The sequence below is a fragment of the Streptomyces sp. NPDC001787 genome (assembly GCF_040297465.1).
In the GTDB taxonomy this organism is placed as follows: Bacteria; Actinomycetota; Actinomycetes; order Streptomycetales; family Streptomycetaceae; genus Streptomyces.
Genome location: NZ_JBEOZE010000029.1, coordinates 85,965 through 102,029 on the forward strand (window position 1 = coordinate 85,965; position 16,065 = coordinate 102,029).

Annotated in this window: 14 protein-coding genes and 1 pseudogene; 9 read left to right on the plus strand and 6 right to left on the minus strand. The window is 71.1% G+C overall.

The annotated features are described in order from the left end of the window. The first annotated feature begins 28 nt into the window (after positions 1-28). From ABT170_RS31320 to ABT170_RS31330, 3 genes are read left to right on the plus strand one after another with little or no spacing between them, the layout of a single operon-like run. A complete protein-coding gene (locus ABT170_RS31320; protein WP_351872958.1) occupies positions 29-1,735 on the plus strand; it encodes a hypothetical protein in 1,707 nt (568 codons plus the stop codon). Beyond that, a complete protein-coding gene (locus ABT170_RS31325) occupies positions 1,732-1,887 on the plus strand; it encodes a hypothetical protein (RefSeq protein ID WP_351872961.1) in 156 nt (51 codons plus the stop codon). The genes ABT170_RS31320 and ABT170_RS31325 overlap by 4 nt, the downstream gene beginning before the upstream one ends. A gap of 4 nt (positions 1,888-1,891) precedes the next feature. After that, positions 1,892-2,437 carry a GNAT family N-acetyltransferase gene (locus ABT170_RS31330; RefSeq protein WP_351872964.1) on the plus strand — a complete coding sequence of 182 codons (546 nt, stop codon included), beginning with the start codon at positions 1,892-1,894 and terminating at the stop codon, positions 2,435-2,437. Between the two features lie 304 nt (positions 2,438-2,741). Here ABT170_RS31330 and ABT170_RS31335 read toward each other — a convergent pair whose 3' ends face one another. Next, on the minus strand, positions 2,742-3,404 hold the full coding sequence (locus ABT170_RS31335; protein WP_351872967.1) for an SGNH/GDSL hydrolase family protein: 663 nt from the start codon (positions 3,402-3,404) through the stop codon (positions 2,742-2,744). A gap of 409 nt (positions 3,405-3,813) precedes the next feature. Between ABT170_RS31335 and ABT170_RS31340 the strand changes: the two genes are divergently transcribed. Further along, positions 3,814-4,893 (plus strand): NAD(P)/FAD-dependent oxidoreductase, encoded by a 1,080-nt coding sequence (locus ABT170_RS31340; RefSeq protein WP_351872970.1) that lies wholly within the window; start codon positions 3,814-3,816, stop codon positions 4,891-4,893. Positions 4,894-5,039: 146 nt separating this feature from the next. Then, positions 5,040-5,471 (plus strand): DUF3291 domain-containing protein, encoded by a 432-nt coding sequence (locus tag ABT170_RS31345; RefSeq protein ID WP_329940383.1) that lies wholly within the window; start codon positions 5,040-5,042, stop codon positions 5,469-5,471. Positions 5,472-5,782: 311 nt separating this feature from the next. Here the strand turns inward: ABT170_RS31345 and ABT170_RS31350 are convergent, their stop codons facing one another. Together ABT170_RS31350 and ABT170_RS31355 are read right to left on the minus strand one after the other, a co-directional pair. Beyond that, on the minus strand, positions 5,783-6,823 hold the full coding sequence (locus ABT170_RS31350) for a hypothetical protein (RefSeq protein WP_329940382.1): 1,041 nt from the start codon (positions 6,821-6,823) through the stop codon (positions 5,783-5,785). 299 nt (positions 6,824-7,122) lie between these two features. After that, positions 7,123-8,466, minus strand: a complete 1,344-nt coding sequence (locus tag ABT170_RS31355) for a helix-turn-helix domain-containing protein (protein WP_351872974.1) — start codon at positions 8,464-8,466, stop codon at positions 7,123-7,125. Positions 8,467-9,042: 576 nt separating this feature from the next. Between ABT170_RS31355 and ABT170_RS31360 the strand changes: the two genes are divergently transcribed. The 4 genes from ABT170_RS31360 (at position 9,043) to ABT170_RS31375 (ending at position 13,396) form a co-directional block, all read left to right on the plus strand. Further along, positions 9,043-10,311 carry a choice-of-anchor A family protein gene (locus tag ABT170_RS31360; RefSeq protein WP_329940380.1) on the plus strand — a complete coding sequence of 423 codons (1,269 nt, stop codon included), beginning with the start codon at positions 9,043-9,045 and terminating at the stop codon, positions 10,309-10,311. A 294-nt stretch (positions 10,312-10,605) separates the two neighbouring features. Continuing rightward, entirely contained in the window at positions 10,606-11,379 is a 774-nt protein-coding gene (locus ABT170_RS31365; protein ID WP_329940379.1) for a methyltransferase domain-containing protein, read from the plus strand. Positions 11,380-11,480: 101 nt separating this feature from the next. Further along, complete coding sequence (locus tag ABT170_RS31370) at positions 11,481-12,506, plus strand: endonuclease/exonuclease/phosphatase family protein (protein WP_443034201.1); 1,026 nt, start codon at positions 11,481-11,483, stop codon at positions 12,504-12,506. 80 nt (positions 12,507-12,586) lie between these two features. Then, the gene (locus tag ABT170_RS31375; RefSeq protein ID WP_351872979.1) at positions 12,587-13,396 is read left to right on the plus strand and encodes a nucleotidyltransferase domain-containing protein; all 810 of its coding nucleotides are present in this window, start codon (positions 12,587-12,589) and stop codon (positions 13,394-13,396) included. A gap of 88 nt (positions 13,397-13,484) precedes the next feature. Here the strand turns inward: ABT170_RS31375 and ABT170_RS31380 are convergent, their stop codons facing one another. The 3 genes and pseudogenes from ABT170_RS31380 to ABT170_RS31390 form a co-directional block, all read right to left on the minus strand. Beyond that, positions 13,485-14,549, minus strand: a complete 1,065-nt coding sequence (locus ABT170_RS31380) for a cobalamin-independent methionine synthase II family protein (protein WP_351872981.1) — start codon at positions 14,547-14,549, stop codon at positions 13,485-13,487. A gap of 186 nt (positions 14,550-14,735) precedes the next feature. Next, positions 14,736-15,497 (minus strand): MerR family transcriptional regulator, encoded by a 762-nt coding sequence (locus ABT170_RS31385; RefSeq protein WP_351872984.1) that lies wholly within the window; start codon positions 15,495-15,497, stop codon positions 14,736-14,738. A 168-nt stretch (positions 15,498-15,665) separates the two neighbouring features. Next, positions 15,666-16,065: pseudogene (locus tag ABT170_RS31390) on the minus strand (ABC transporter permease); the annotation flags it as partial.

Here is a 16,065-nt window from a genome sequence, read left to right on the forward strand (position 1 = left end):
GCGAGCGTGGAAGGCACGGGGAAGAGCCATGAGCAGGAAGCCGGGACCACAGGTCCAGCCGCCCGGCAGGGGCGTACGGCGGCTGTGGCTGCTGCCCGACCCGGGTGAGGACGAGCCGTTCATCGACGTCCGCAGGGACGGTCACGGGACGCTGAATGTGTGGGTCGCCCGGGACGAACAGCATGATCATTTCTGCTTCGCGGTGACCGCACGGCACATCGCCGCCGCGGAGCGCAGCGCACTCCGGCGTTGGGCCGTCTTCGCCACGCTCTTCGGTGAACTCGCTGTCTTTCACCCCGATGCCGCCCCGGCGCGTCCGCCGGGAGAATGCCAACGGTTGATCGACACGATCCTCGGTGGCACCGATTCCGAGGTCGAGCGGTACTTGACCATGATGAACAAGCGTTTTCTGGGCGGCCTTCGGGATTCTCTGGCGTTGTTGTGCGAGGCCGATCTGACGCGTTCCCGGGACCGCGAGGCGTTCGAGAAGCGGCTGTGGTTCGGCGTCGAGTCATTGATCATCAACGATGCGGAACGCGCCCGGCGTGCGCGGGAGACGGAACGCGGGGCAGCGGCCCGGGCGACCGCGGTGCGGCAGGCCTTCGAGCCGTACAACGATGCTCTCCTGATGGCCGAGTGCGACGACGTCGTGCGGCGTGCCATCGATCTGCTCGGCTCGAACCCGGTGATCAGCGAGTTCGAGGTGGGTGCGCCCGCACACCACGACCGGTATCTGACGTTCGGCTCCGGCGGCGAGATCATGCTCCGGGACGGGGCGGTGACGGCGGTCCTCTTCCATGTGCAGCCCACCGAGGCCGCGCCGCGCGGCTTCACGGGGCTCAGCACTCTGATCCCCGGGTTGAGCCGGGACGCCTCACGGAGCCAGGTCGAGGAGGCACTCGGGGAGCCGGTCGTCGGACGCACGGGCCCGAACGCGACCTACCTCGTCGGGGGCGGGTTCGTGAAGGTCTTCTACGACGCGTGGGCCGAGAAGGACGCGCCGGGTCATCTGAAGCTCATCCAGATGACAGCACAGGACACGTACGCCAGGACCGATCCTGCTGACGAGCGTTGCCCTGGCTGCGCGGGAATGCTGATCAGGACGACATCGGCGTCCGATGGTGTCGACGTGGACGCAACCATCACAGCGTTGCGTGACGGGGTCGCCGTCGGCCGTCTCCGCCAGGCGCACAACTGGGTGGCGCTGGACGACATGCTCCGCCTGCACGACTCCGGACTGATGGAACACGTCGTGGCACAGCTGGGATGCACGATCTGCCACCGGCACATCTTCTTCGCCCTGCACCGCGACGCGGACCCGACGTTCGAGTACGTCTCGCTCAACGACACCTATCGCCGCACCCCGGAGCAGGTCCCGCCGGTGGAACGGTGGGGTGATGCCGCCCGGATCTCACGGGAAGCACAGCGCCCGGAACGGATCGCGACCGACGGCAGCACCTGGGTCCTGTTCGCCAGGGGCAAGCATCTCTTCATGAACGCGCGCTGCTGGTACAGCGCCGTGGAGGGGTCGAGGCTGATCCGCCTCAAGGCCGCCGAGGTGCTGCGGTACGAACGAGAAGGTGAGGCCTATTTGTCCCGCTTGCAGCAGGCGATCAACCGCACCTGGACGAGCGACGACGATCCGTGGCGCTCGTGCGACCTGACGCGGAGCGGGATGTCGGACGAGGAGGCCATCGAGGCGAGCCTGGCCGCAGAGCAGGATCAGCAGGTGTGAGCGGCCGGAGCATCACCGCGCCCGAGGTCGCCGGTATCGCCGACATCGCCGGTATCGCCGGTATCGCCGGTATCGCCGGTATCGCCGGTATCGCCGCAGGGAACGGAACCACGGCGCTGCCGCACGTGGACATGTGCGGCGTGCTTCCATGATCCGATGAATCCCGAGAGCGCCACCGCATCCGCCCGAGTCCCGGTTCCTCATGTCCGGCGTCGCGGCCCGCTCGACCTCGACGAGTGCGTCCATGCCCTCGCCGAAGTCCATGAGCGCGACGCGTATCCGGTGAACTGGCCGGACAGCCCCGGCGATTGGCTGACGCAGCCGTCGTTGCTCGTGGCCTGGGTGGCGGAACTGGACGGGCGGATCGTCGGTCACGTAGGCCTGTCCCGCAGCGAGGCAGGGGATGCGGCACCTGCCTTGTGGAGCAGTCGCAAGGGCGTGGACATCGAGGTCACCGCGGTGGTCAGCCGGCTGTTCGTCGCCCCAGCGGCACGAGGTCACGGGATCGGCGCCCTGCTGATGGCGGAGGCGGTGCGGGAGGCCCATGCGCGCGATCTGCATCCGGTCCTCGACGTCGTGGCATCCGATACCTCGGCCGCCGCTCTGTACGAACGTCTGGGCTGGGAACTGCTCGCCACCGTCGAGCAGTGGTGGAGCCCGGACCAGAAGGTCGCCGTGCGCTGCTATGCGGCGGCCGGCTGACGACGCGGAGCCCGGGTAGCACCAGTGGCACAAGTGGTATCAGTGGCACCAGAGCGAGTAACTGATGGACTCGGCCGGGTGCCATCTCCTCCATCCCCCTTCACGGAGATGTGGTCACGGCTTCGGGGGCGTGGTCGACGAGATCGGCGGTTCGCCGCCGAAGTAGACCCGGGTGAACGCCTTCATCGCCCCTTTGGAGACCGAGACCGGGGACGGCACATCCCGACGAGGTTCATCGGGCCGCGCACGAGGATCGCGCGGGCCCGTCACGATCGTCGGTACGGCGGACGACCGCGCGGCCCGGTCACGCGACCAGGCGCAGCCAGGCCGCCGCGAGTGCGGCGTGGCCGGCCGGCGTCGGGTGCACGCCGTCCGTGGACCAGTACTCCGGCCCGGTCGTCGCGGCGAGCTCGGCGAACATGCCGTCGGCGGCGAGCAGATGCGCGCCGTACTCGCGGGCGAGCCTCCGCACGGCCCGGATCTTCGGGTCCAGGTCGGCGCGCCATTGCTTTCGCTCCTCCTCTCCGACGAGTGCGGCTCCGGCCTCGACGGTGCCGTGTATCGGCAGGAGGAACGGCTCTATGAGGATCAGTTCCGTGCCCGTCCCGGCGAGGGGAGCGAGCAGGCGGTCGTAGCCCGCTTCGAATTCCTCCGCGGGGATCACATGTCCCTCGGGGTCCAGCGAGTGCCAGCCCATGTCGTTGACCCCGACGAGGATCGACACCACGTCCGGGCGCGCGTCGAGCACATCCGCCTGCCAGCGGGCTTCGAGGTCCATCACCTTGTTGCCGCCGATCCCGGTGTTCAGCCAGGTCACGGGGCGTTCCGGGTGCCGCAGTCCCCACTCGCCCGCGACGCGCAGCGGGTAGCCGAACCCGAGGCCGTCCTCGCTCGCCAGCCGTTGGCAGTCGGTGATCGAATCACCGGTGAACATCACGGTGATTCCGGGGCGGACAGTGATCGTCATGTGTGCTCCTTGGGCTCGGCCGAAGAGAGAAGAGCGGAAACCCGCGGCGGGTCGGGCACCCGGCAGGCATCCGGCAGGACTTCTCGAAAGGTGCCAGACCTCACCGACACCCGACCGACACCGGGCCGACAGTTCCCGACATGCCACCGACGCCGCGGCACCGCCGCCTGACGCGTCGTTCATCTGCGGCGATCGGTCGCTGCGCGGGTACCGACCGGGCCGACGAGCCGGTACGCGGCAGCCCTGCGCACGCCGGGGAGCGCGTCGACAAATCCATTTCACTCTGCGGCTATCGGTCGATACGGTTGCGTCGGCGACGCCTCGAATCCGCACGGGCCGAGTGCTGCTGCCAGTTCGCCCGCGGCCCACGCGTGCCGGCGGCGATCGCGGAGGAAACAGAGGTGGGCGAATGGGTCGGGAGAGCATGATGCGCGTCGCCGTGGTCGGCTCGGGCGTCCTGGGCGCGGCGGTGGCCGACGAGCTCGTGCGCCGCGGCCTGTCCGTCGTCGTCTGCACGGCGGAGGAGTCACGGCCGCCGGTGACGGATGCGGCGTTCGGCTGGCTCAACTCGCACGGGTCGGCGGCGGAGCCGCCGTCGGGCGCACGCGATCAGGGCGAGCTCGCCCGGTCGCTCGGCGTGCTGCGCAGCGTCACGGCGACGCCGCCGTTGCGCGGCCTCATCGCTTGGAACGGCGCCGTGAGCTGGGCGTCGACCGCGACCGCGACGGCTCGGTTCGCCGAGCAGTCGGGGCCCGGCGTCGCGACCGTCGAGGCGGAGGCCCTGCGGCGTATCCTTCCCGGCCTGCGGGTGCCGCCGCCGGTCGTCGCCCACGCGAGCGACGAGGGCATGGTCGAGCCGGACGACCTGCGCCACGCGTTCCTCGCCCGCGCGCGGGCCGGCGGGGCCACCGTCGTCGCCGCCCGGGTGGATCGCGTCCGGGCGCGGCGGGCCGGCGGCTACGAGCTGCGGGGCACCGGAGCGGCGCTGGTCGTCGATCGGGTCGTACTCGCCTGCGGGACGGGCCTGCCCGCCCTCGCGGAGCAGTTCGGCGAGCACATCGAAGTGCCCGGTGTCCCGGCCGCGCGCTTCACCTTCACCGCGCCGGGACTGCGTCTGGACCGGGTGGTGTCCACGCCGTCCTTCGAGATCCGGCCGTCCGCCCGGCACGGCTTCGTCGGCGCCGAGGACGTGGTCCCGGGAGAGCCGGAGTCGGCGACGCGGGCACGGGTGCGTACGTCCCTGAGTGCCGTGACGGAGGCGTTCGGGCTGCCGCGGGAACCGGTGCTGGAGGGCATGGCCATCGGCATGCGCCCGATCCCGGCGGGCGACGGCGTGCTCTGCGCCCCGCTGGCGAGCGCTCCGGGGGTCGTCGCGCTGGCCGCGCACCCCGGGGTGACGCTCGCGGCCTCGCTGGCGCAGCGTGCGGCGGAGCAGCTCGGGGACTCCACCGGCTCGGAGCAGTCCGGGGACTCCGCCGGCGCGGAGTAGACCGGGTTCTCGGGCTGCGGTTGCGGTGCACGGCGAGGCATCGAGAATGAGTGCGTGAGGCGGATTGCTCCTGTATGCGTGTTTCGCGCCGGTCACAAGACCCGGAAACACCGGAGGAGACCCCGCCGAGAAGGAGGTGGGACCGTATGCCGACGCTCCCCTGGGCGACACCGAACCCGGCTCCACCACACACGCGGGCGTACGTCATGGCGTCCCGTTTCACGCTGGGGTCGCGGCGGGACGTGCCTCGGTTCTTCCTGAAGTCCCTACAGGCATGGCGGCAGGTGCGGTCCGCGCCGGGTGCGTTCGGCGCCTCCCTCGTCGCCCACCCCCTGGCCGGTGTCTTCCTGACCCTGTCCGCGTGGGAGAACCGCGACGCCCTGTACGTCTTCGCGGGGACGGAGCCCCATCGGAGCATCATGGACGCCGTACGGCCCACCATGCGCGCGGCGACCTTCACCTTCTGGGAAGTCTCCACCGACGATCTTCCGCTCACCTGGGACGACGCCCGGCGGCGTCTCGACGCGCAGGCCCACGCCGACGCCGCCCAGGGGCCGGCCACCGCAGCGGACGGCTGACAGCCGTAGCGTTCCTCGAACTCGCCGGACAGGCCGCCGTGCGGATCTCCGGCGCCGGTCGCGCGGATCCTGGAGAAGTCGCTTATCAGTTCCGCCAGTTCGCGCCGGCTCTGGACGTCCGGGGCGGTCCGGGGCGGTCCTGAAGGCCGCCGCCCGCAGCCGGCCCGCGCAACCGGCCGCGCGCAAACGGCCGCCGCCGTCCCGTCGGGAACGGGAGCGGCGGCGGCCGAGGAGCGTGTCAGGCGTTCAGGTCCGGGGCGCGGACCGCGTCCCGGCCGGCCGGGGCGTCGCCCGGCCGGGGCGGAAGGGGATCAGTGCTTCGGTGGGTTTGCCACCACCCAGTCGGAGTTCCGGAAGTGAGTGGAGATCCCGTTCCCCTCCTGGGACTTGTTGGGGGGTCCGGAGCTGGGGAACAGCGACGGCACGATGGGCCGGCCCAGCCGCTCCTCCCATACGGTCGACCACTTCTCGAGGTCCGGGAAGGCCTCCAGAACCGCCGTACGGTTGACGAAGCTGTATTTCTGATGAATGAATCCCTTGCGGATGTCTTCATCACTGAGCTTTCCCGCACTCTTCAGCTCATCCCACTTCACGCGGGCCTCAGCCACCATGACGTCGGACGAGATCTGGAAGTCCCCGTCGCTGGGTCCGAACGGCTTCCCGTTCTCGTCGAGCATCCCCAGTTTGTGCAACGCGCCGAACGGACGGCGCGCCGGGCGCTCGGCGGGGGGTGTGGAGCCCATCCACTCCTGGAACCGTGCCAGCGCCACCGGCTGCCCTGCCAGGTCCCGTTCGGTCGGGAAGTCCTTGTGGCGGCCCGAGAAGAAGAACGCCCATGATCCCTGGAGCCGTACGTCATAGTCCTGGGGGCGCTCACAGGCGGAGCACAGGACCCTGAACAGGGACGCCGACATGCGCTTGAACTGGTGGGGAGTCGTACCCAACGGCGCCTGGTAGTGGCGCCACCACTTGACCTGCTGCTGCGTCAGTCCGAGGAATTCCAGGTCCCGGGGCTGGATGCGGTATCCCGTGTCATCGAGTGGCCATGCGCGGCTCCCCTCGCTCTGGCTTCCCGGGACCCTGCCGTCGGCGTCGATGAGCCCCTCGGCCTGGGCTTTCTGACGCCTTTTGAGAAAGCCCGGGTCCTCGTCGGCCGACGGACCCGCCAGGACGGCCTGCCCATGGACGCTCGTTGTGACCGGCCAGGAGGTTACCGCCGCGGTCGGGGCAACCGCGGGACCCGACAGAACCAGTGCCGCAAGGGCAAGCACTCCCAGCCTCAGACGCTGACGTGACACTCTTTCGCCTCCAGGGGAAAACACTTCGCATGGCTCGCGCTTCTCGCGTTCCATGACTCAGAGTTACGCATATCACCGCGTGTCACCGTCACAGCCACGCCGTCCTTGACGGCCCGAGCCACACGGCGCCCGGGGGCGAGGCGTGTGCGGTGGGTGATCACCGGGCCGATCATGGGTGACCTGCCGTCGTCGGGCGGCGTTTCCGGGGGCGACCACCGAAACGGGTGAACCTCGGACTGGAGTCACATCGCCGATGGGAACCTGCGGCGGGCGGGGACCCGCCCCGCCCAGAACGCGCTCAGCACCCGCTGGGCCGAGGGCGGCATCGCTGTCGGCAAGAGTGTGAAGGGGCGTCAGCCCTTCGGGACCCGGCGCGGGATGTTCGCGACGAGCGAGCTGCGGTGCCCCAACAGACGCATCCCCTGGCGGTAGGCCCGTACCGCGCGCTCGCTCTCCCCGCTCCTCTCCAGGATCTCCCCCAGTTCCGACCAGGCGAAGGCGGCCTGGCGCCCGGCCTCGGAGGCTTCGAGCAGCAACGCCGCCCGTTCGTACGCGGCCCGTACGGTGTCGTGGTCGTCGCGCAGCAGATGGGCGGCGGCAAGCACGAGATGCACGCGCGCGCTCTCCAGCCGGTGTTCGGGTCCCAGCAGATCAAGGGCGGCCTCGGCGTGCTCGATCGCGGCCCCGGCACAGCCGAGCATCACCTCCACGCGGGCCAGCGCCGTCTCGACGTGGGCCACGTCGAGGCCGCCGCCCAGGGTGCGCAGGGTGGCGGCGCTCTGTTCGAGGAGCGTCTTGGCGGCCTCGGGGTCGGGGTCGTCCGACTGCAGCAGCACCGTCGCGTGCGCATTGCGCACCCGCGCCAGCGCGCGCTCGTCGTCACCCTCGGCATAGATGTCGACGGCCTTCCTCAGCAGGTCCAGGGCCTCGCTCGACCGTCCGCGCCGGTGCAGGACCACGCTCGCGTTCCAGTAGGCGCCGCCGAGCGCCCGGCGGTCGGACATGAGCTCGGCACGGCTGATCGCCTCGCCGGCGAGGAAGTTCGCCCGGTGCAGGTCACCGCGCTCGCAGTACACACCGACCAGTGTGGACAGCAGCTCCAGCTGTGCGACCGTGGGCGGCAGGTCGGCGGCGTCCGCCTCGGCCAGCACCTTCTCGGCCACGTCCACGGCGTGCGAGAGGTCGCCCAGTTCTCGGTAGCACCGGCACAGCGGCATGACCACGCTGAGCCGGTCCAGGACGCCGCGCCCCCGCGCCGCGGACCACTGAAGCAGTGACTCGTAGTTCCGGGCGGCCTCGTCCAGCTCGCCCTGGTGCTCCAGGCACTGGCCGATGCCGAGCTCCACCGCGAACCGCAGATCCGTCCGGTCGGTGGCCGGCAGCTTGGCCCGCAGAGCGGTGAACGCCTCCAGCGCAGCACGCGATTCACCGTTGCGCAGGGCGAGTTGCGCGTGGTGCAGCTCGATCTCCAGATCCACCGAGTCCGGCTTGGCGATCACCCCTGTGAGATAGGCCTGATCACATCCCAACCGCTCGGCGAGCTGCGCGAGGACGTCCTCCGAGGGGACGCGCTTTCCGGCCTCCAGCAGGGAGACGTAGCTGGGGGAAAGGCTGGGACGGGCCAGTGCCTCCTGGGAAAGACCGGCAGCTCTGCGCAGTCGCCGAATACGTGATCCCAGCCCTTCGATCGCGGTCACTGCGACCCCTCACTTGACAGGTATTCGAGAAAGCGAGCCTGAAGCGGACTTTTCCCGGACCGGCGGACTGGCGTATATGTCTTCACCCGAGTTCAGACATGTCCGCGCCTTCCACGGCCGTCCTGATCTGCGAGATCATCGCAATGCAGGCGGTACGGGCCATCCGGTTGGATCAAACGAACGTGGCGCGACAAGCATACTGACCGACTTAGTAGAGTTCTAGTCAACTTTCATATCGGCAGCAACCTATTCCTTCCCAGGAAACTCACCCCCGTTTCCCGTCGCCCGCACCGAACCCTCCCGGTGCGCCACCACGGACCGGGAGGCGGGCGAGCGGCGAGCGGGCGACGGCACCCTCGCTCCGTGCGGGCGGCGGAGGTGTTCTGACGGGAGGAGGCGGGGCGGCGACCCTGCCCGGCCGCACCGCATCCGACCCCAAATAGTTGAACAAATCCGGCATTTGACGCTTTTCACCCGCCCTTTGGGCATTGGTCTTGACCAATATCTGATTGTGTGAAAACTATGGGCAGCCGCCACGGAATCTTTACAACCACCTCCGCTGGAGAATCACGCCCCATGCGCATAACCGCAACCGCCGCAGCAGCCATGCTCGGTGGAGCTCTCGTTCTCGGCCTCACGGCCGTCCCTGCCGCACAGGCCGCCCCTGCCGACTCGGCAGGCTGCACCACCGACGCCTTCGGAATCGCCGGTAAGTACGGCGAGTTCGTCCTCGGCGACGATGTCCATTCCCCCGACGCGGAGGGCGCGGTGGCCGTGGGTGGCAACGCCGACTTCCGCGGCGGATTCAGCGTCGCCAACGAGCTGACCGCGGCCGAGGTCGACGCGCTGCCCGGCCGGGCTTCGCTCGTCGTCCGCGGCGACCTGATCAACGGCGGTTCGGTCACCGCGGTGATGAAGGGCAACGCGGTCGTCGGCGGCGAGATCCGCGACCGCGCGGTCGAGCTGCACTCCGGCACGTTCCGCAAGGACGCCGGGCTGATCGACTTCGACGCCGAGTTCACCAAGCTCCGCGCCTACTCCTCGGCCCTGGCCGGGGAAGCGGTAACCAGCGGCACGGACGTCGCGCTGGAGGGGACCAAGCTCACCCTCAAGGGCAGCGACACCGGGCGCAACATCTTCAAGGTGACGGCCGGCCAGCTGGAGCAGGCCAAGGACATCTACCTCAAGGTCCCGGCCGGTGCCACCGCGATCGTCAACGTCAGCGGCCAGACGTACGACATGGCCAAGGCGGGCACCACCGGCTTCTTCCTGTCCGGCGGGCAGGACTACGTACTCGACGACAAGCTCCAGAGCGCCTCCGACGGCAAGGTCCGTGCCCGGCTGCTGTGGAACTTCCCCGAGGCCCGCACGGTCACCAAGAGCAGCAAGGCGGCCTGGCCCGGCAGCGTGCTCGCGCCCCGGGCGCACCTGGAGCTGGGTACCGGCGCACCGGTCAACGGCTCCGTGTGGGTCGCCTCGCTGCACGGTTCGGGCGGCGCGGAGACGCACCACTTCCCCTTCACCGGCTGCCTCCCGGAGACCGGGAAGCCCCCGACCACCACGCCGACGCCGAGCGACACCCCCACGACGAAGCCGCCCGTGGACGCCACGCCGTCCGCCTCGGTGACGCCTCCCACGGAGAGCGGCACGCCGTCCTCCGGTTCCTCCGAGCCCGCGGCACCGGGCACGCCCGCCCCGTCGTCGAGCAAGACGCCGGGCACCAGCGGCGACCTCGCCTCGACGGGCAGCAGCGGCACCGTCCCGATGATCATCGGCACCGCCGCGGTACTCGTCGTGGGTACCGGCCTGGTCGTGGCGGCCCGCCGCAGGTCCAAGCGAGCCTGACACCCGGCGGCATCACCCGCCCGCCCCGTCCGTCCGGCGACGGACACAGCCGCGGCCCGGCCCGGCTCCCTCATCAGGAGCCGGGCCGGGCCGTGGGCGGTTGGCCGTGCTCCGCTCGGGTCATGCCCTCTCCCCCCGTAGCCGCTGCGCTCGGGGGGCGCGGTCGTTGGCCGCCCTGTGCGAGGGTGCGGCTTCCCGGCGCCCGGTGGTCGGTGCCCGGTGGCCGGCGCCCGGTGGCCGCCCGGGAACTCACGGGCGGGTGACAGGGGCGGCAGGGGTGCTTGACTGGCCCGTATGCCGACAAGTCTTGGGGTTTCCACGCCCGATCAGGCCGCGTACATGCTGCGGTCCGCCGCCACCGATGCCGGCCGCGCCTACAAGCGGGAACTGCTCGATCTCCTCGCCGTCCAGCCGGGCCAGACCGTCCTCGACGTCGGGTGCGGTCCGGGCACCGACCTTCAGGACCTCGCCGACCGGGTCGGTCCGGGCGGCACGGTGATCGGTGTCGACCGGGACCCGGCGATGCTCGACCACGCCCGGGGCCGCGTCGACTCACCGGCCGCGGTGGAGTTCCGCGAAGGGGACGCGCACGCTCTGCCGGTCGATCCGGGGACCGTGGACCGGGTCAGGATCGACCGGGTCCTCATGCACGTCGACGATCCCGACGCCGTCCTCGCGCAGCTCCGTCTGGTCACCCGCCCCGGATGCCGGATCGGACTGGCCGAGCCCGACTGGGACACCCTGGTCGTCGATGCGGAGGACATCACGACGAGCCGTGCCTTCACCCGCTACACCGCGTCGGAGGTGGTGCGGAACGCCACCATCGGACGGAGCCTCGCCCGGCGGGCGGAGCGGGCGGGGTTCACCGTCGACGCCGTACGGACCACGGCTCCGGTGTTCCGCGACTTCCGGGAGGCCGACCACTTCCTGGGGCTGGGCCGCACCACGCAGCGCGCCATCGAGGCCGGTCACATCGACGAGACCCGTGGCCGCCGGTGGTTCGACTCCCTGTCCCGGGGGCCGTTCTTCGCCACCTTCACCCTCGTCACGGTCATCGGCTCCCGCTGACCACCGCTCAGCCCCCGCGCCGGGAACGCCGTCGGCCGTGCCGGAAACCGATCAGCCGGACCGCACGTCCTGGAGGGGGCAGGAGCAAGCGGAGGGGATACATGGTGCGGCGGGCGGACAGCGGTACGGCGTCGAGAGCGGGGGCGGCGTTCCGGTGGGCGGGACGGAGCGGGGGCACGGAGGGGCGCCCGGGGAACCGGCCGGCCTGGGTACGGGGGCGGGTGCTCGCCGCGCTCGCGGTGCTGACGGCCGCGCTGCTGGTGTTCCACGGGGTCGTCGCCGACCTCGCGGGCGGTCCGGGCAGCCTGCTGGAGACGTTCCTCCCCTGGCTCGGGCTGGTGGCCGTGCTGCTGCTCGGCCTGGCCCTGCTGCGCCGTTCGGCCCTCGCGCTGGTGGCCCTGCTGCTGCCGGTGACGGCCTGGACGTACCTCTTCGGCGGGCTGCTGCTGCCCGGGGACGGGCCCGGGGCGGACGATCTGCTCGTGGTGCAGCACAACGTCAGCGACGAGAACACCGACGCGGCGGCCACGGCCCGCGCGCTGACGGACGCCGAGCCGGATCTCATCGCGCTGGAGGAGCTGGTGCCCCCGGCGCTGGCGGTCTACGAGAAGACCCTCGCCCCCGACTACCCCTACCACGCGGTCCGGGGCACCGTCGGGCTCTGGTCGAAGCATCCGATGTCCGGCACCCGGCTGTTGGACATCAGACCCCGGGGAATCGCGGAGGGCTGGAGCCGCGGCCTGCGGAGCGTCGTGCACACACCACGCGGCGAGGTCGCGGCGTACGTCGCGCACCTGCCCTCGGTCCGGATCGGAGCGAGCGGCCTCGCCTCCGCCCGCCGTGACGAGAGTGCCGGGCTGCTGGGCGAGGCCGTCGCCGCCGAGAAGGTACGCCGGGTGATCCTGCTGGGCGACCTCAACAGCACGGTCGACGACCATGGGCTGGCCCCGCTGACCTCGCGGATGAACACGGCGCGACGCGGCTTCGCCCTCAGCTTCCCCGCCGCCTTCCCGGTGGCCCGGATCGACCAGGTCATGGCCCGCTCGGCGACCGTCGGCCACATCCGTACGCTGCCCGCCACCGGCAGCGACCACCTGCCCGTCGCCGCCCGGATCACCCTGGACTGAGGCGGGTGCGGTTCCCGCCTCCGCCGCCGCGGTGCGAAACCGGCTGGCCCGCCCGTCCGGCCGGCTGTCAGACTCGCTCCATGCAGGTGATCATCGAAGACATGGCCGCGCGGCTGGCCGAAGTCCCGGGAGTCGTGGGCGTACTGCTCGGCGGCAGCCGGGCGCGTGGGGAGCACCGGCCGGACTCGGACTGGGACCTCGGCGTCTACTACCGGGCCGGACTCGACCTCGACGCGCTGCGCGCACTGGCCGGACCGGACGTCGAGGTGGCCGGGCCCGGTGGCTGGGGGCCGTGGGTGAACGGCGGTGCGTGGCTACGGGCCGACGGCGTCGCGGTGGACTGGATCCTGCGGGACCTCGACCGGGTCGAGCGGGTGTGGGAGGACTGCCGCGAGGGCCGGTACGAGGTCGGTGTGCAGGCCGGGCATCCGCTCGGGTTCTGGTCGCCCTGCTACGCGGGCGAGGTGGCACTCGGTCAGGTGCTGGCCGACCCTTCGGGCGAGCTGACGGACCTCCGGCTGCGGGCGTCGGCGTATCCGGAGCCGCTGCGGGAGGCGTTGACGGCGGGAGCCTGGGAGGCGGAGTTCCTGGTCGCCGCCGCGGGGAAGGGCGCGGCCCGGGAGGACACGCTGTACGTCGCGCTGTGCCTGTCCCGGGCCGTCGGCGTGCTGGTGCAGGCGCTGTTCGCCCGGGACCGGCGCTGGTGCCTCAACGAGAAGGGGGCGCTGGCCGTCGCCGAGTCGCTCCCGGGCGCCCCGGCGGACTTCGGCCCCCGGGTCCGTGAACTGCTCGGAGCGCCGGGCGTGAGCACCGAGGCGCTGACGGCGACGGTGGACCGGGCGCGGACGCTGGTCGAGGAGACCCTCGCGGCGCTGCGGGGCTCCGCCTGATGACGCCCGGCCCGGGGAACACCCCCGGGCCGGGCCGTCATCCGCAGTGCCCGTACGCCACTCACGGTCTGGATGTCCTGCGCGTGGCTCAGGCGCCGAGGGCCTCGGCGGCCATGGCCGTACCCTGGATCCGTGCGGCGATCTTCGCGAACGCCAGGTCGCGGGAGGTGGAGGCGTCGTCCGCGAACGGGGAGAAGCCACAGTCGTCACAGGTGCCCAGCTGTTCCACCGGAAGGTGACGGGCGGCGGCGAGCACCCGGTCACGTACCTCCTCCGGTGTCTCCACCCGCGGATCGATCGGGTCGGTCACACCGACGAACACCCGTGTACCCGCCGGGAGATGCTCCGCGACGATGCTCAGCACCCGGTCCGGGTCCGCCTCGCTCGCGAGCTGGAGGTAGAAGTTGCCCGCCCTGAGCTGGAAGAGCTTGGGCAGCAGCTCGGCGTAGTCGACATCGAGGCTGTGCGTGGAGTCCTGGTCCCCGCCGGGGCAGGTGTGCACTCCGATCCGGGCGCGTTCGGCGTCGCTGAACCGGTCGAGGACCGTGTTGTTGAGAGCGATGAAGTCGTCCAGGACACCGCCGCTCGGATCCAGTTTCAGCGACAGCCGCCCCTCGGTGAAGTCGAGCTGCACCACATGGGCCCCGGCGTCCAGGCAGCCGCGGATGTCGGCCTCCGCCTCGTCGGCCAGATCCCGCAGGAACTCCTCGCGGGAGTACCCCTCGATGGGCGTGGCCGGATAGAGCAGGCTGAGCGCGGAGGGGGCGATGACCGCCTGTTTGACGGGCAGGTCGGTGAGCCGCTGCGCCTCGCGCAGATAGGTCTCCGCGTGCACCTGGTACCGGAAGGGGCCCTCGGTGATGCAGGGCAGCTGCCGGGTGTGTCCGTCGGCGAACGGGATGACGACGCCGTCCGGCGAAAGGCTCACCAGTCCGGCGACCGGGTAGGTGGCGAAGCTCGGTTTGGCCTGCTCCCCGTCCACCAGGACGGGGCTGCCCAGCTCCGCCAGCCGGGCCAGGGTCTCCGCGGCGGCCTGCTCCTGGTGCTTGGCCAGCTCGGCGTCGCTCAGCCGCCCCCGCGCGTGCGCGGTGAGGGCGGAGAGAAGGTCCGAAGGGCGCGGAATGCTACCGATCAGCTCGGTGGGGATACTCATGGTCGGGAGGATAGGGAAGGCCTCGGACGATCACGCGAGGAACATCCGAAGTACCCTCAAATTTACGGCAGTTGATCAAAATTCGGGACCTGCGGGCCGGGTGTGGTGTAGGAGCCCCGGGGACCGCGCAGGACCCCAGGGCCGCCAGGTGCACCGGATCCGGTTCTCGGCCCGGCCCGGTTCGGCTCAGCTCAGCCGGGTCGTGGCGTACGCCTCGATGACGTCACGCTGGTACGCGGCCAGGCCCGGCGTGATCGCCTCGTATGCCGCGCGCCACGGTTCGTTCTCCACACAGGAGCGCCCGATCGCCCGGTACTCCTCCGCGGTCACGGCGCGCAGTTCGCTCAGCTTGCGGTACTGGGCGTCCGCCTCCGCCTGCGCGGGCGCCGCGTCGGCGGGCGTACCGGCGGTCAGCAGTTCGGCCAGCCGGATCATCTGTGCCGTGCGCTCGCGGTGTCCGCTCTCGATCTGGGTCTCGGTCATCGTCGCGGTATGGCTTTCGACCTCCCTGGCCAGCTCGGGGAAGTCGCGCAGGTTCTCCCCGTACATGGTGGGGCGGACGCCCTCGAACAGGTTCTCCGGTCGGTTGATGCCGGTCATGGGACCACCGTTCTCTCTGGATCGCTCCAGTTCGGTGATCGTGCGGGAGACGGTGCCGGCCAGGGCATCGAGCCGGTCGCGCTCGGCGAGCAGCCTGCGGTGATGGCCGCGCAGGGCTTCCAGCTCGTCGACCTGCGCGGCCAGGACCCGGCCGATCTCGGGCAGGCCCAGGCCCAGTGCCCGCAGTACGAGGATCTGCTGGAGCCGGAGCAGCTCGCGCTCCTCGTAGTAGCGGTGGCCGTTGGTGCCGGTCCAGGCCGGTGGCAGCAGGCCGATCTCGTCGTAGTGGCGCAGGGTGCGGGCCGTCACGCCCGACATCCGGGCCACTTCCGCGGTCGGCCAGGCCATCGCCGTCCCCCTCACGATTCGCTTCACCGGGCCGGCCTCTCCGGCCCTGCTCACGAAGGTAGAGGCTGCCGCTGCGGAAGCTTCAAGCCTGTGGTTCCGCAGGTGGCACGGCCGACGCCCCGCCCCGGGAAGCCGGGGGCGGGGCGTCGGCCCGCGTGCTCATGGTGGTTACTTCGGGTCGTGGTGGAACGTGGAGGTGGACCAGAGGTAGCCGAGGATGGTGAGGCCGAGGGACCAGGTGAGGGTGAGCCAGCCGTTGTGGCCGATCTCGGTGCCGAGGAGGAGGCCGCGGAAGGTTTCGATGGCGGGGGTGAAGGGCTGGTACTCGGCGATCGGCCGGAACCAGCCGGGCATGGTGTCGACGGGGATGAAGGCGCTGGACAGGAGCGGGAGCACGATCAGGGGCAGGGCGTTGTTACCGGCGGCCTCGGCGTTCGGGCTGACGAGGCCCATACCGACCGCGATCCAGGTCAGCGGTCGCGAAGAGGACGAGGAGCCCGAGGGCCGCGGCCCATTCCAGGGCCGTGGCACCGGAGGAGCGGAACCCGATGGCGACGGCGACGGCACC

What these genes read in the sequence shown, in the direction of transcription:
- ABT170_RS31320 (WP_351872958.1), top strand. Translation starts at nt 29, where the DNA reads ATGAGCAGGAAGCCGGGACCACAGGTCCAGCCGCCCGGCAGGGGCGTA.
- ABT170_RS31335 (WP_351872967.1), bottom strand. Translation starts at nt 3,404, where the DNA reads ATGACGATCACTGTCCGCCCCGGAATCACCGTGATGTTCACCGGTGAT.
- ABT170_RS31340 (WP_351872970.1), top strand. Translation starts at nt 3,814, where the DNA reads ATGGGTCGGGAGAGCATGATGCGCGTCGCCGTGGTCGGCTCGGGCGTC.
- ABT170_RS31375 (WP_351872979.1), top strand. Translation starts at nt 12,587, where the DNA reads ATGCAGGTGATCATCGAAGACATGGCCGCGCGGCTGGCCGAAGTCCCG.
- ABT170_RS31330 (WP_351872964.1), top strand. Translation starts at nt 1,892, where the DNA reads ATGAATCCCGAGAGCGCCACCGCATCCGCCCGAGTCCCGGTTCCTCAT.
- ABT170_RS31365 (WP_329940379.1), top strand. Translation starts at nt 10,606, where the DNA reads ATGCCGACAAGTCTTGGGGTTTCCACGCCCGATCAGGCCGCGTACATG.
- ABT170_RS31380 (WP_351872981.1), bottom strand. Translation starts at nt 14,549, where the DNA reads ATGAGTATCCCCACCGAGCTGATCGGTAGCATTCCGCGCCCTTCGGAC.
- ABT170_RS31385 (WP_351872984.1), bottom strand. Translation starts at nt 15,497, where the DNA reads ATGGCCTGGCCGACCGCGGAAGTGGCCCGGATGTCGGGCGTGACGGCC.
- ABT170_RS31345 (WP_329940383.1), top strand. Translation starts at nt 5,040, where the DNA reads ATGCCGACGCTCCCCTGGGCGACACCGAACCCGGCTCCACCACACACG.
- ABT170_RS31360 (WP_329940380.1), top strand. Translation starts at nt 9,043, where the DNA reads ATGCGCATAACCGCAACCGCCGCAGCAGCCATGCTCGGTGGAGCTCTC.
- ABT170_RS31370 (WP_443034201.1), top strand. Translation starts at nt 11,481, where the DNA reads ATGGTGCGGCGGGCGGACAGCGGTACGGCGTCGAGAGCGGGGGCGGCG.
- ABT170_RS31350 (WP_329940382.1), bottom strand. Translation starts at nt 6,823, where the DNA reads ATGGAACGCGAGAAGCGCGAGCCATGCGAAGTGTTTTCCCCTGGAGGC.